This window comes from Rhizobium sp. USDA 3886 (assembly GCF_056279785.1).
In genome coordinates, this window is the sequence record NZ_JBWCDC010000003.1 from 637,296 (window position 1) to 650,429 (window position 13,134).

The 13,134-nt window shown below is 60.4% G+C and carries 12 protein-coding genes and 2 pseudogenes; 7 read left to right on the forward strand and 7 right to left on the reverse strand.

Annotated features, from left to right (window positions below; all coding sequences use genetic code 11):
* Window positions 1-18 precede the first annotated feature (18 nt).
* From ACZ9BX_RS25865 to ACZ9BX_RS25875, 3 genes are all read left to right on the forward strand, one after another.
* A complete protein-coding gene (locus ACZ9BX_RS25865; protein ID WP_476220956.1) occupies window positions 19-1,302 on the forward strand; it encodes an MGH1-like glycoside hydrolase domain-containing protein in 1,284 nt (427 codons plus the stop codon).
* Window positions 1,303-1,370: 68 nt separating this feature from the next.
* Entirely contained in the window at window positions 1,371-1,646 is a 276-nt protein-coding gene (locus ACZ9BX_RS25870) for a type II toxin-antitoxin system ParD family antitoxin (RefSeq protein ID WP_476220958.1), read from the forward strand.
* Entirely contained in the window at window positions 1,643-1,972 is a 330-nt protein-coding gene (locus ACZ9BX_RS25875) for a type II toxin-antitoxin system RelE/ParE family toxin (RefSeq protein WP_476220960.1), read from the forward strand. Before ACZ9BX_RS25870 ends, ACZ9BX_RS25875 begins: the two co-directional genes overlap by 4 nt.
* Before the next feature lie 122 nt (window positions 1,973-2,094).
* Here the strand turns inward: ACZ9BX_RS25875 and ACZ9BX_RS25880 are convergent.
* From ACZ9BX_RS25880 to ACZ9BX_RS25905, 6 genes and pseudogenes are all read right to left on the reverse strand, one after another.
* Window positions 2,095-3,298, reverse strand: a pseudogene (locus ACZ9BX_RS25880) (MFS transporter).
* 72 nt (window positions 3,299-3,370) lie between these two features.
* The gene (locus ACZ9BX_RS25885; RefSeq protein ID WP_476220962.1) at window positions 3,371-4,807 is read right to left on the reverse strand and encodes a M81 family metallopeptidase; all 1,437 of its coding nucleotides are present in this window, start codon (window positions 4,805-4,807) and stop codon (window positions 3,371-3,373) included.
* A 24-nt stretch (window positions 4,808-4,831) separates the two neighbouring features.
* Window positions 4,832-6,748, reverse strand: a complete 1,917-nt coding sequence (locus ACZ9BX_RS25890) for a beta-N-acetylhexosaminidase (protein ID WP_476220963.1) — start codon at window positions 6,746-6,748, stop codon at window positions 4,832-4,834.
* Window positions 6,749-6,775: 27 nt separating this feature from the next.
* Complete coding sequence (locus tag ACZ9BX_RS25895) at window positions 6,776-7,552, reverse strand: SDR family oxidoreductase (protein WP_476220964.1); 777 nt, start codon at window positions 7,550-7,552, stop codon at window positions 6,776-6,778.
* A 24-nt stretch (window positions 7,553-7,576) separates the two neighbouring features.
* A complete protein-coding gene (locus ACZ9BX_RS25900) occupies window positions 7,577-8,440 on the reverse strand; it encodes a MurR/RpiR family transcriptional regulator (RefSeq protein WP_027512914.1) in 864 nt (287 codons plus the stop codon).
* A gap of 24 nt (window positions 8,441-8,464) precedes the next feature.
* Entirely contained in the window at window positions 8,465-8,854 is a 390-nt protein-coding gene (locus tag ACZ9BX_RS25905) for a RidA family protein (protein WP_132558101.1), read from the reverse strand.
* Between the two features lie 110 nt (window positions 8,855-8,964).
* Between ACZ9BX_RS25905 and ACZ9BX_RS25910 the strand changes: the two genes are divergently transcribed.
* From ACZ9BX_RS25910 to ACZ9BX_RS25920, 3 genes and pseudogenes are all read left to right on the forward strand, one after another.
* Window positions 8,965-9,450 (forward strand): hypothetical protein, encoded by a 486-nt coding sequence (locus ACZ9BX_RS25910; RefSeq protein ID WP_476220966.1) that lies wholly within the window; start codon window positions 8,965-8,967, stop codon window positions 9,448-9,450.
* Between the two features lie 29 nt (window positions 9,451-9,479).
* Window positions 9,480-10,955 (forward strand): M81 family metallopeptidase, encoded by a 1,476-nt coding sequence (locus ACZ9BX_RS25915; RefSeq protein WP_476223042.1) that lies wholly within the window; start codon window positions 9,480-9,482, stop codon window positions 10,953-10,955.
* A pseudogene (locus tag ACZ9BX_RS25920) lies at window positions 10,956-11,583 on the forward strand (alanine racemase); the annotation flags it as partial.
* Window positions 11,584-11,823: 240 nt separating this feature from the next.
* On the opposite strand, the gene ACZ9BX_RS25925 reads toward ACZ9BX_RS25920, so the two are convergent.
* Window positions 11,824-12,138, reverse strand: coding sequence for a hypothetical protein (locus tag ACZ9BX_RS25925; RefSeq protein ID WP_476220967.1), 315 nt, complete (start codon window positions 12,136-12,138; stop codon window positions 11,824-11,826).
* 225 nt (window positions 12,139-12,363) lie between these two features.
* On the opposite strand from ACZ9BX_RS25925, the gene ACZ9BX_RS25930 reads away from it, so the two are divergent.
* The gene (locus ACZ9BX_RS25930; RefSeq protein ID WP_476220969.1) at window positions 12,364-12,552 is read left to right on the forward strand and encodes a hypothetical protein; all 189 of its coding nucleotides are present in this window, start codon (window positions 12,364-12,366) and stop codon (window positions 12,550-12,552) included.
* Window positions 12,553-13,134: the final 582 nt, after the last annotated feature.

Here is a 13,134-nt window from a genome sequence, read left to right on the forward strand (position 1 = left end):
ATATCTGGAGTAAATGGCATGACGAAATACATCGATGAAGCCAAGGCGATTTTGGCGGCGAACGATCGTGGTGGCTACACCGTTCCGACCGACCGGCTTTATCCCTTTCAGTGGAACTGGGATTCGGCCTTCGTCGCCATGGGGTTTGCCACCTACGACATCGATCGCGCTTATCGTGAGCTCGAACGCCTGGCCGAGGGACAATGGGCCGACGGAATGATCCCGCACATCGTATTTCATCAGCCGAGCGACAGCTATTTCCCAGGGCCTGACGTCTGGCGCACGGACCATGTCATCCCAACCTCCGGTATCACGCAGCCGCCGGTCTTCGCGATGGCTCTTCGCCAGATTTACGAAACGGCGCTCACAACGGGCTCCGTCGCAGAGGAGAGAACCCTGGCGCTCTACGAAACTGCCCTGAAGTGGCACCGGTGGTGGTACCGTGCGCGTGATCCGGAAGGCACCGGTCTTGTCGCCCTATTGCATCCCTGGGAAAGCGGCAGCGACAACTCACCTGCCTGGGATATCGCGCTTGCCCGCGTGCCGACCGCCACAGAAACCGTAGTCGTTCGAAAGGACACAGGCCATGTGGACCCAGCGATGCGCCCCCGCGACGAGGACTATAACCGATTCATCCACCTTCTGGACACCTATGCGGACTGCGGATGGGATCCGGCTAGGCAATGGCAAAGAGCCGAGTTCAAGATCGCGGATGTCCAGACGGGCGCGATCCTCCTCAAGGCCGGCGAAGACCTGCAATATCTTGCGGGCGTGCTCGGGCGCGGAGACGAAGGCGACGAGATCGCAGCGCTGAACGAGCGCACGCGGCAGGCCCTAAAGGCGCAGTGGCGTCCTCATTTTTCGCGTTTCGTCTCGCGGGATCTACTTGCCAGCCAGGATGTCGCCGCAGCCACGCAGGCCGGCTTCATTCCTCTTCTTGCGCTCGACCTTGATGAGGCGACAGCCGAAGCTGCAGTGGCCGAAATGCGAAAATGGTGCAAGGGTATGCAAGTCGCCTTCCCGACGACCGAGCCTGGTTCCGCAAGTTTTGAGGCCAAGCGCTATTGGCGCGGCCCCGCCTGGGCGATCATCAACTGGCTCCTGATCAAGGGATTACATCGTAACGGCCAGGCAGGATTTGCAGAAGAATTGCGCCGCTCGACGATCAGCGCGATCGAGAAGGAAGGCTTTGCCGAGTATTTCGACCCGAAAACCGGCGAAGGATGCGGTGGGCTCGGATTCTCCTGGACGGCAGCGGCTTACATCGCGCTTGAAAGGGCGGACAGTTCCGCAATTGTATAGGAGCGGCCGGGAGTCTGCGACGCCTATTCGATGATGTGCTGTGGTACCGATGTCGCAGTTGGTTGTTCTTGCCAATTTTTGCCATTGCTGCTATGGTCCTCCGTATGAGCACGATGAACATTTCTCTGCCCGACCAATTGAAGAGCTTTGTCGATGAGCAGGTTGCGGGGCGGGGCTATGGGACGAGCAGCGAGTATATCCGTGAACTGATCCGTCGAGATCAGGATCGCCTTGTTTTGCGCAGGCTTTTGCTTGACGGAGCATCGTCCGTACAGACCGAACCGGTCGACGAGCATTATTTCAGCAGTCTGCGCGATCGAGCGCGTGGACGGCACAGCAAGTGAATAGCAAGGCGATTGTCCCGCGAGACCTGGCTCGCAGTGATGTCGAGGCAGCCGTCGATTACTATGCACGCGAAGCTGGAACCGACGTCGCTCTCGGCTTTGTCGACGCTCTTCAAGCTGCTTATGATCTGATCGCAAGCCATCCGGAGGCCGGAGCATTGCGGTATGCATACGAGTTGGGACTACCTGACCTGCGGAGCGTTTCGATGAAGCAATATCCCTATCTCATCCTTTATCATGACCGGCCAGATCATGTCGACGTGTGGCGTGTGCTTCATGCTAAACGAGACATTCCGCAGTGGATGCAGGAACCGGACAATCATTGAATTCGAACGTTTCAGCAGCTATGGGACCTTCAAAAAATTGGTGGAAGATCGGCCGTCGCCGTCTTTGTTTGATCATCGTTGGCTTAGGACCTGCCTTCTTCATCCCGACGGTAGTCGTGCCATCAAACAGCTCGAAGTCTGGTGTTGCAGTACATCAAAAGCCCAATACCGCTTATTCCAAAGAGCGCTCCGATAATTGAAGTCCCCGAATACGTCGTGATGAAACTGCCGATGGCGAAGACGAGCGCGCTCACGCCCGCGCTGAGAAAGATGTTGACGGATATCAAGGCGCTACCAAGGCCTGGTCGATCTGCAATGAGATCCTGGAGGTAGGTGATGGGGATGCTGATCAGCGCTGCCGCGCCAATGCCGCTGATGACCGTCAGGGCGTAAGCGTGCCAGCGCTCTGAAGCAAGGCCGAGCAGCAACAGGTAGGCGGCGTATATGATCGTGCCGGTTACCAGTGCTGTAACCTGACCCGTCTGCTTGAGAATCCGCGCCCATGCGATGATGAAGACGATCTCAAGGACAGCGACAACGCCGACGATAATGCCGACATCGGCCAATGTGCCGCGAGCGGCGTCGGTGACGATCAAGGGTAGGATCGCGTCGTTGATGTGGAGCGTGCTCGTGATGAGGGCCACGGCAATCACGCGCGCAAGGATTCTGGGCGAAATCACCTCGCCAAGCGCTGCGAGATGAGAAAGGTGATGTGTCGCCGCCTTGTCCGTACCCTTTTGGCGCGGCGGGAACCGACTGATCAGGCCGAAGCAGCAAATGCACGAGAGGCAGGCGAAAAGATAAGCCGGCAGCATGCTAGCAGATTCGGAAAGCAAGACGCCTGTGACGCCTGGCACGAGCACCCAGGAAAGGGAAATCATTGACCGGATGCCGGAGTTGACTGTCGCGATGTCCGTGCCGGACATGCCCCCTGGTCGCCGCCCGTGCGTTGGCAAACAAAAGCGAGTTCAAAGAACCGTAGACCGGCAGGAGCAGGAGGACGCTGAGAACGAAAATGCCCTGAGATGGAAAGATATAGATTGCCCCATATCCCGCAATTCCGAATGCGGCCGCGAGGAACATCATGGAACGATATTCGCCAAGCCGGTCGGCGAGATTGCCGAGCAGGATGCTGACGATGACGTTGACCGCAGCAGCGGCAAAAATGAGTGCCGAGTACAGGCCGTTGGAAAGGCCGAGCTCGCGGATAGCGACGACCGACCGGTAAGGTCCCGTTGCGGCGCTTGCAAACCCGAAAGTGAAGATCGAAATCATGCTGATGCGGATAGCGGGACTGCGGAAGACATCGGGAAAGAGACGGTGCATGGTGGTCCGGATAAAAAAAGAGAGGCAGGCGGCGGATGTTAGCCTTTGTCCGGGGCCTGAAATGAAAGACAATCAGTCCTGCCAACACGCCGAAAGACGCGCCTGCGGTTGGTAGTCGAATTTGCGGTCGAACGGGAAGACCGGCCGCGTTCGGCGATGGCTGGCAAGACGTTCGATGTCCTGGTTCACGACGCCCTCGGTCAGCGCCATGAGGTTCGGATTGGCAATCGGCGCAAGCTCGGGCGAAAGATAGCCCGATTTCACGACGAGCAGTCGAACCGATCGGGGATCGAGCCCCAGCAGCGTGAAATCCGCGATGTTGTGATACGGACGCCTGCGGGCGGCAAGAACCACCGTCACACCGCCGACCCTCACCACTGCCTGGCGTTCGGCCTCGGGGCCGGGATCGTCGAGCCGGATCACCTCGGCTTCGATGCGAACGGGAAAGCTCGCTGGATCGAGACTGCCGCCGATTGAGAGCGGCACGGTCGCTCCCTTGCCGGCGGCAAAGCAGGCCTCGACGGCCGGCCGGTCGGTGATGCCGGCAAAAAGCGTGTTTTCGAACTTGCGGGAAAGGACGGTGCTTAGGACATCGGCCCGGTCGCCCACGCCGCCGCCGGTCGGATTGTCAGCAGAATCGGCGAGAATGACCGGTGCGGTCTTCATATTTGCTGCGATGTCGAGCATGTCGTCGAGTGGACCGGTGACCGGTCCGAAGCGGAAGTCCTCGCGGGCATTCCAATAGGAAACGGCGATCTCCTCTGCGGCTTTTGCGGCAGCAGCTTTGTCCGATGCCGTCACCACGGCGCAGGCCGTCGCCCTGGGCTCGTCGGCCCAGACATAGCCGATCATAAGATTGGCATCGAGAACGCCGTCGCGGCCGTCGAACTCAGCAAGCGCCTGATAGAGGTCCTTTGCCGGCTCATCTTCTGTCGAAGTCCGCTCGCCTGGCCACAGTACGGGCACCGGCGCCCAGGCCACGCCCGGCCGGTTCCCGCTCTTCAGCGCGACGACGAGCATCGACCAGGCGCGTGCCATGGTCTCGCGCACATCGATATGCGGCGCCGTGCGGTAGGCTGCGAAAATATCGAGCTGGTCGACGATCTTCTGGCTGACATTCCCATGCAGATCGTAGCTCGCAGCGACGACGCAGTCCGGACCGACGACGGCGCGGGCCGCCGAAATCCAGTCGCCTTCGGCATCATCCAGTCCCTCGACATTCATCGCCCCGTGCATGGCGAGATAGAGACCGTCAAGCGGCATGGACGCTTGCAGCCGGTCGAGGAATTCCGTCTTGAACGCCTCGTAGGCGGCGCGCGACACCGGCCCGCCGGGAATGGCACGCGCATGGAGCAGCGGGAGGGGGTCGATCCCTTCCGCCTTCAGGAAGCTGAAATAGTCGGATACGAGAAGGTCTGCCCCGCGCAGGACGCGAAAATCCTCGATCGCCATCAGCACCGGCGAGTATGTGCTGCATTCCGTATGAATTCCGCCGACTGCAATCCGCATCGCTACCGTCCTGGAGTTTCGGGCCTAGAGTTTCGGGCTCAGCGGGACGATGGCCGCAAAGCGGTCCCAGTCCTTCCTGGCCTTTGGGGTCCATGCCGCCTCGGCGATCGCCGGAAGGCGCGGAAACACCAGCCGGTTGAAGTAGCCGCGCGACAGGAAGTGTTCGGACCAGATGCAGGCCTGCACGCCTTTCATCTTGTCCGTGAGCTCCTCGGGAAATGCGCCTTCTGCTTCATAGGCATAGGTGTGTGCCGGCGGTACCGTGCCTGCCCAGCTCGCCCCCGGCTCCTGAAAGGCTTCCGCCTGCACCATGTCCAGATAATAGGCCTGGCCGGGCGTCATGACGACGTCGTAGCCCTCTCTGGCGAGATCGATACCCACCTGCGGATTTTCCCAGGCCATCAGAAGCGTGTCTTTCGCTGCAACCCCGCCGCCGTGGGCCACCTCGTTCCAGCCGGCGAGCTTGCGCCCGCGCGCCGCCAACATGTCCTTGACGCGTTTCAGGAAATAGGACTGCAGGCCGAATGTGCCGGAAATGCCTTCCTCGGCCATCAGCTTCTTTGCCAACGGAGAGGCAAGCCATGACCCGTTTGCCACTTCGTCGCCGCCCACATGGATGTAGGAGGAAGGGAAGAGCTCGACCATCTCGTCGAAGACCCTTTCCAGGAATTCATAGGTGAGCGGCACGGCCGGGTTCAAGGCATTGTTCGGATAGCCCTGAACGGAATGATAGCTGTCCGGCGCCTCCTGGCCATCGGTCAGTTCGGGAAGAGCGGCCAGCGTTGCGGCATTGTGGCCGGGAATATCGATCTCCGGCACGACCTCGACGTTCAAGGTCTGAGCATGGGCAACGATGTCACGGATATCATCCTGCGAGTAGAAGCCGCCGACCGGCTCGGCGCCGTTGCCGAGCTGCGGCAACAACGGCTCGTCCGGGCCGCGCAGGACCCCGGTTGTGGTCAGCTGCGGATAAGCCTTGATCTCCAGCCGCCAGGCCTCGTCGTCGGTCAGGTGCCAATGAAAGATATTGAGCTTGAACCAGGCAAGGATATCGATCAGCCGTTTGACGTCGGCGACGGGATAGAACTGGCGCGATACGTCGAGATGGCAGCCGCGCCAGCCATAGCGCGGCTTGTCGGAGATGCTGCCGGAGATCGGGAAGCGGAACTTGCCCTTGGTCGTGCGCGCGCCGTTGAGCAATTGCGCAAGCGAGGTCAGGCCGTACTGGCGCCCGGCTGCATCGGAATAGGAAAGCGTGACCTTGTCGGAGGCAAAGGTCAGCCGGTAACTCTCCGCACCGAGCAAAGCCTGGCGATCGAGAACCAGCGCCCGGCCCTGCGGCGATGGCGTCAGGCTGAAGACGGAATGGTCGCTCTCAAAGAGGCGGCGCGAAAGGGAAATTACCGTCGAGATCGAAAGCAGCTCGTCGGAGCTTGCCCCTTCCGGATAAAGCACGACCGGAAAGCTGTCGCCCGGCTTGGCATCGATTTCTGCCGGCCAGGGCTGAAGCGCGAAGGGAACATCAACGCGGCCTTCCGGCAGCAGCACCGGCGGCGGCTCGCTCACGCGGCCTTCAAGAATCAGATCGGACACGGCGACGGCGGCATGCGTGCCGTCGGCCAAGGTCAGATAAGCGGACTTTGCCCCGTCCGTGCAATGCTGCGCCTTGCGGTGAAGGCCGGAGACCGTGAAGGTCCAGCTTTGCCCGGGTGCGATGCTGAGCCCCGCAGGCGGCGAAAATTCGTGGAAGTTCGCGTTCCGGCGCAGGAACCGGGCGTTTTCGCAGGCTTCGGGGTCGCTCACGCGCGTCAAGGACGTATAGACGAGCCTGAAGCCGGAAAGCGGGCTTTCGCAGAAGTTGAAGAGCGTAAAGGTGAAGCGGCCGTTCGGTGCGCCGTCCGGGGTCCAGCTGTTTTCTAAGCGATAGTAAACCGGCTTCATGTCCTGTTCCTCTCTTTGATTATGGCTTCAGTAATGGTCGGATTGCGAGAAGGTGCGGGCAAGCTCCGCCTGGCCCGCCGTCAGGCCGCAATCAACGGGCAGGCAAACCCCGCTGATGGCCGCCGCCTGCGGTCCGGCCAGAAAGGCGACGGCATTGGCCACATCCGTCGGGTCAACGACCCGCTGAAGCGGATACCATCGCCGTGCCTCCTCGAAAACGTTGGGATTGGCAGCCGCGCGCGCTTCCCAGGCCCGGGTTCTGACCGTGCCGGGGGCGACCGCATTGGAGCGGATGCCAAACTTGCCGTATTCGACGGCAACCAGCCGCGTGAAGTGGATAAGACCCGCTTTTGCCGCGCTATAGGCCGGATGCCCGAAGACGTTCATGCCGTTGACGGAGGCGATGTTGATGACCGAGCCTTTTGAGGCCTTCAGCATGTCTTCGACGGCGCGAAAGCATAAGAATGCGGCTTCGAGGTTGAGCGCATTGTCCATGCGCCAGATGGCAGGCGTGGTATCGTGAAGGCTGACGGCACGTGCCGCGCCGGCATTGTTGACGAGCGTTCGCAATTGTCCGAGCTCCGCACAGCGCCTTGCAAGATCAGAAACGCTCGTCTCGCTCGTGACGTCGCATCCGGCTGCAACGAAGCGGCTCTGCGCACCAAGCGTGGCCGCAACGGCCGCGGCCGCGTCAAGATCGATGTCGGCGAGGAGGACAATGTCATGGTCATCGGCGAGCCTAGCGGCGATCGCAGCGCCGATGTCTCCAGCAGCTCCCGTCACGATAGCGACCGATTGCGTCATGCTTCATGCTCCTTTTGTACGCCCTCAGTCTCCGAGGAGCTGACGGTCGTCGCCGTCGCGATGGGTAACGAGTTGCTGTTTGATGCGTCGCAGCGTCACCGCCGCCTTCGGCTGGATCGCATAGGCGACAAGGCTCGCGATGATGTCGACGGTTGCGATGTAGGCGATGCGGGTGGAGGTGGGGCGGAAGATGTTGTTTCCTTCCGGCAGATCGATCGGCACGACGATCTCGGCCGCCATTGCCACCGGGCTGCCGGTCTGCGTCAGTGCAATCGTCGTGACCTTTGCTTCGCGTGCCAGCCCGAAGGCGCGAACGAGTTCGGCATTGCGCCCCGAAAAGGACGAGCCGATCAGCACGTCGCCCGCTCGTGCTGCCGCCGCCATCATCAGTTGCATGCTGTGGTCCGAACTGGCTGTGATACGCAGCCCCAGACGGAAGAGGCGGTTCTGGAATTCGTCTGCGATCATCGAGGAGTTGCCGCCCGATCCGAAGGCGTAGATCATGTCCGCCTTGGCGATCTGCTCGGCGGCGTGCCCGATTGCGGCAATGTCGAGAGAGCGGTGCAGCAGGAACAGCGCGTTTTGCGCTTTGGTGATGATGTCCTGCGCAACGTCAGCGGGATCACTGCTTTTAGACTCAGGCTTCAGATAGCGGACGCCGATATGCGCCGTGCGGGCGAGCTGGACTTTGAAGTCGGAGAAGCTCTCGCAACCGAGACGGCGGCAGAAGCGCGTCACGGTCGGCGGCGAAACCTTGGCCTTTTCGGCAAGTTCGATGATGGAGGCGTTCACAGCAAATTCGAAATCGTTGACGATGATTTCGGCAATCCGGTTCTCCGATGGAGAAAGGCGGCCTTTGTCTTCCTGCAATGTGGAAAAGATATCCAACCGATCCTCCCGGTGATGGCGCCCTTACTGGTCTTTCTTCTTATAAGCGACGCAGTCGATTTCCACCTTGCAATCCATCATCATCGAAGACTGCACGCAGGCGCGCGCCGGAGGATGCTCGCCGAAATATTCCTGATAGATCTTGTTGAACGACCAGAAATCGCGGGGGTCGTCGAGCCAGACGCCGACGCGCACGATATCCTCGACGCGGTAGCCCGCCTCTTTGAGGATCGTAAGCACATTGGCGATGGTTTTATGGGTCTGGGCGATAATGTTGCCGTCGATGATCTCGCCGTTTTCCATTGCAACCTGACCGGAAACATAAAGCCAGCCATCGGCTTCGACGGCGCGCGCAAACGGCAGAGGTTTGCCGCCGGCGCCGGTTTGAACAGTGCCATAGCGCTTGATGGACATTCCGGATCCTTGCAAATTATTTTCTTGATAAGTTGACAAGTGACCACAGAAAGCGGAGTTTTGCCAGCGGAAAACACTCTTTATGAAAAGAATTTAAATCCGGGGCGGATATGCGCGATCCTTTCAAGAATCCCTTCCCATCGTCCGACGTAGCCAGGCATTCCATCTGGGAGATGCTCGTTCCACGTGATATCGACGCGTTTCTGGCTGCCGATTGGTCCATGGTCGAAAACGACTTCCTGGAAGACGGTTTCATCGGCATCGACAGCCGCAGGCAGGTGAGCCCGGACAAATGGCGCCTTGCCTTTCCGGCGCTTGCCGCCTATCGCGACGAATGGCTGCGGCAGGCCAAGGAGTTTGCGAACGAGAACTTCGCCGAAGATGCGCGCACAGCGATTTTCACAACAACGACGCTCGAGGACATCGAAATCGAAGGCGACATGGCGCTCGTGCACAAGAAGTTCGATGGCGGCATCGGCAAGGCCGACGGCAGCCGCGATGTCTTGCAGTGGCAGACGCTCTATTACTGCCGGCTTCACGAGGGGCGCTGGAAGATCTGCGGGTTCACCGGCTATCTGCCGAATCCGATGGGTTGATGCCTGCCGACAACATAAAGGCCAATCTCTTGCGCATTTTTACGGCGGCTCTGGCAACCGAGACCAACACCTTCTCACCGATTTGCGTCGACCGGCGGGCTTTCGAGGCCTCGCTTTACGCGCCGCCGGGACAGCATCCCGAAACGCCGACGCTTTGCACCGCGCCGATCACCGTTGGCAGGCGGGTCGCTGCCGCAAAGGGCTGGGAGCTGATTGAAGGAACGGCAACCTGGGCGGATCCGGCCGGGCTCGTAAACCGTTCTACCTATGAAGATTTGCGCGACGAGATACTCGCGCAGCTGCGCGCGGCAATGCCGGTTGATGCTGTAGTCCTCGGGCTTCACGGAGCCATGGTGGCGGCGGGCTACGAAGATACCGAAGGCGACATCCTTTCGCGCATCCGCGAGATCGTGGGACCCGACATTCTCGTCTGCGCCGAACTCGACCCGCACAGCCATCTAACCGCCAAGCGCGTGGCGGCCCTCGACTTTGCCGTCTACTTCAAGGAGTTCCCGCATACGGATTTCGTTGATCGCGCCGAAGATCTGTGGCGCATCGCCGTCGATACGCTTGAAGGCCGGGTCAAGCCCGCCGTTTCCGTCTTCGATTGCCGCATGATCGACGTCTTCCCCACGTCGCGCGAACCTATGCGCTCCTTCGTCGACAAGATCATTGAGATCGAAAAGAACGATCCGGACGTGTTGTCGATCTCGGTGATCCACGGTTTCATGGTCGGCGACGTTCCCGAAATGGGAACAAAGATGCTCGTGGTGACGGATGACAAGCCGAAAAAGGGGGCAGCGCTTGCCCGTGAACTGGGGCTTGAGCTGTTTGCCAAGCGCGGAACCTTCATGGCGCCACAGATCGATGAGAAGGAAGCGGTCGTGCGCGCTCTGGCCGCTATCGCCTGGCCCGTCGTCATCGCCGATGTCTGGGACAATCCGGGCGGCGGTACCGCAGGCGATGCAACAGTCATCCTCGAAGAATTGATGGCCCATGGGGCGCGGGACACGGCAATCGGCACGATCTGGGACCCGATGGCGGTGCAGATCTGTTTTGCGGCAGGCGAGGGAGCTGAGATTCCGCTCCGCTTCGGCGCAAAATCGGCGCCCGGCACCGGAAATCCGGTCGATGGTACCGTGAGGATCGTCAAGCTCGTGAAGAACGCCGAGATGCAGTTCGGTGAGAGCCTGGCACCCTTCGGCGATGCCGCCCACGTGATTCTCAACGGCATCGACATCATCTTGAACTCGACGCGCGCCCAGAGCTTCGATACCAGCCTTTTCACGGTCATGGGCATTGATCCGGCCAGGAAGAAGATCCTCGTCATCAAGTCCACGAACCACTTTTTTGCGTCCTTTTCGAAGATCGCCGCCGAGATCCTATATTGTTCCGCAGGGACACCTTATCCGAACAATCCGGCCAAGACGGCCTATCGCCGGGCGCCAAAGAACATCTGGCCGATGGTGGCCGATCCTCACGGACGAGAGCGTGGAGCCGCGTAGATGCAGGGAAACCGGTTCGCCTTTGTCGTCGAGGCAGGCGACAAGATCGCGGATCTTTCGACGCCGCGACCGATCATCGACGAAGACCGGCTGGCGGCAAGCATCAGCGCACGGCCTGCGTTTCCGTCCGCACATCAAGACGCACAAGATCCCGGCTCTTGCCGCAGCGCAGGTCGCCGCCGGTGCAAACGGCATCAATTGCCAGAAGATCTCCGAAGCCGAGGTTTTTGCGGGAGCGGGTTTCGAAGACATCCTCATCACCTTCAATATTCTCGGTCCGCAAAAGCTCGAACGGCTCTCGGCACTCAACGAGAATATCGCCGAGCTTGAAGGTCGTTGCCGACAGCGCGGTGACGGTTGACGGCCTGTCTACGCATTTTGCCGGCCGCAAGCGGTTGACGGTTCTCGTCGAGTGCGACACCGGTGGCGGACGCTGCGGGGTGCAGACACCAGAGGAAGCCTTTTTTCTTGCGAAGCGCATCATTGCGGCCGACGGTCTCGTTTTCGGGGGCTCGTCACCTATCCCAAGCCGCAGTCGGCTTCGGCCGTCGAAGGCTTTATCGTCCGGACACTGGCGCTTCTTCAGTCAGACGGAATTGCGTGCCCGATCGTCAGCAACGGCGGCACGATAGGTTGACTGAAGGTGCGAACGTCAGCCGCTCGACGATCGCCAACCTTGAGAAGGGCACGGGCGGCGCGCACCTGTGCCGCAAAGCCGGCAACACCGCAGGCCATTAGCGCCAGCACGTACCGACACGAAAAAGCCGCCGCCCTTTCGAGCGACGGCCGTGTTGAGGGGGAACCGTTCGGGATCGTCGATAGCGGCGCGATCGTTGCGACTTTCTGGCTATCCTGCGCGCACTACCGGCTAGAAATCAAAATAGATGCTCACTCCCGACCGTCGGTGGTAACGGTAATAGTCAGGATACTCGCCGTAGTACCCGGGACGGCCGTAGTAGCTATATCGGCGAGGGTAGCAGCTGCCGTAGTAACGGCAGGAAGCATACCGCCTGTCCCAGCGGCGACCCGCATTCCAATGACGATGGTGCCGGTTTTTGACCTGTACGACCGAGCCGGTTTCCACCTGCTCGGGGATCGGCACGAAGATCGGCGCGGCGTTTAGCGGTAAGGCGAAAGACGCAGCCAGAACTACGGCCGTAAGGGCGGATACGAGCTTGTTCATCGTGAACTCCTCCTCCTCGCTGGATATCACGATGAACCATCGGGCCTGAACCGCCGATGAACGCTGCGTGTGCCGCGACTGCTACGGCTGCGGTTGTGGTGGCAATATGCTGAATTGTAGCCGGCCGTTCTTAGCGTTTCGTTTTTCTACTTCGTCCGGCGCCCCACACCCGCCGCCGGCAAGTGTCGACCGTCTTGTCCAGGCTTATCGGCTGCGTGGGAAGCTTTGCTCCTGACGCAGCCCGTCCATATCCTGGCTCTGGCGAAGTTCGCGGTCGGCAGGATCCTGTCCCTCGGCGACCGTTCGCTGATGACCGGTCGGGAGGATATCGTCGCGCAGATGCTCGTCCAGTGGGACTTCCCCAGCGAGTTCATAGGCCGGACGCGCGAAGGCGACCCGCCGCTTCTCACGTAGCGACCCGTGCCCACAGCAGACCTGGCAGCGGCGTCGGCTTCGAAAACGTCGTCGCGAGAGCCGGAGGCCTGCTGGTCGCGGTCCGCGTTTCCGAGACGGTTTCGATCATATCTCGCCTCGATATATGGATCGTTCGGCGTCAGGACGTTCCATCCCTTTGGCAGGACAGGCTCCAGCGACCGGAACCTGGCAGCCATCTCCTGCTGCTGATCGCCATGCATGGATTCTCCCCGTTACGGATGTTCATTTCGAGAAAATGAGAAGAAGGTGTGGAAGTTCCGCGTTCATGGAGACCGCGCACGGTTCATGATGGAGCGGCTTCGCATCCATGCACCTGATCGCGCAGCAGCTCTTCGATCTGGCGGGAAACCTTTAGATACTGGCCGGCCGCGCATGGGCTTCGATCCGCCCAACGACGGCGACCATTCGAGGTCGATTGAAGCGACTGCCCCGAAGCGAACTATGAGGACGCGACGTTCCAATCGCCGCAATGAAAACTTTGGGTCAGCGATGATCGACCATCCGGCCGTTGAGGCTGCCGCTTGCGCCCCGGAGCGCTTTGCAGGTTATAATCGTGCGTTT

Coding starts and splice junctions, on each gene's coding strand:
- ACZ9BX_RS25895 (WP_476220964.1), bottom strand. CDS start 7,552: ATGACGCAATCGGTCGCTATCGTGACGGGAGCTGCTGGAGACATCGGC.
- ACZ9BX_RS25865 (WP_476220956.1), top strand. CDS start 19: ATGACGAAATACATCGATGAAGCCAAGGCGATTTTGGCGGCGAACGAT.
- ACZ9BX_RS25910 (WP_476220966.1), top strand. CDS start 8,965: ATGCGCGATCCTTTCAAGAATCCCTTCCCATCGTCCGACGTAGCCAGG.
- ACZ9BX_RS25925 (WP_476220967.1), bottom strand. CDS start 12,138: ATGAACAAGCTCGTATCCGCCCTTACGGCCGTAGTTCTGGCTGCGTCT.
- ACZ9BX_RS25905 (WP_132558101.1), bottom strand. CDS start 8,854: ATGTCCATCAAGCGCTATGGCACTGTTCAAACCGGCGCCGGCGGCAAA.
- ACZ9BX_RS25885 (WP_476220962.1), bottom strand. CDS start 4,807: ATGCGGATTGCAGTCGGCGGAATTCATACGGAATGCAGCACATACTCG.
- ACZ9BX_RS25890 (WP_476220963.1), bottom strand. CDS start 6,748: ATGAAGCCGGTTTACTATCGCTTAGAAAACAGCTGGACCCCGGACGGC.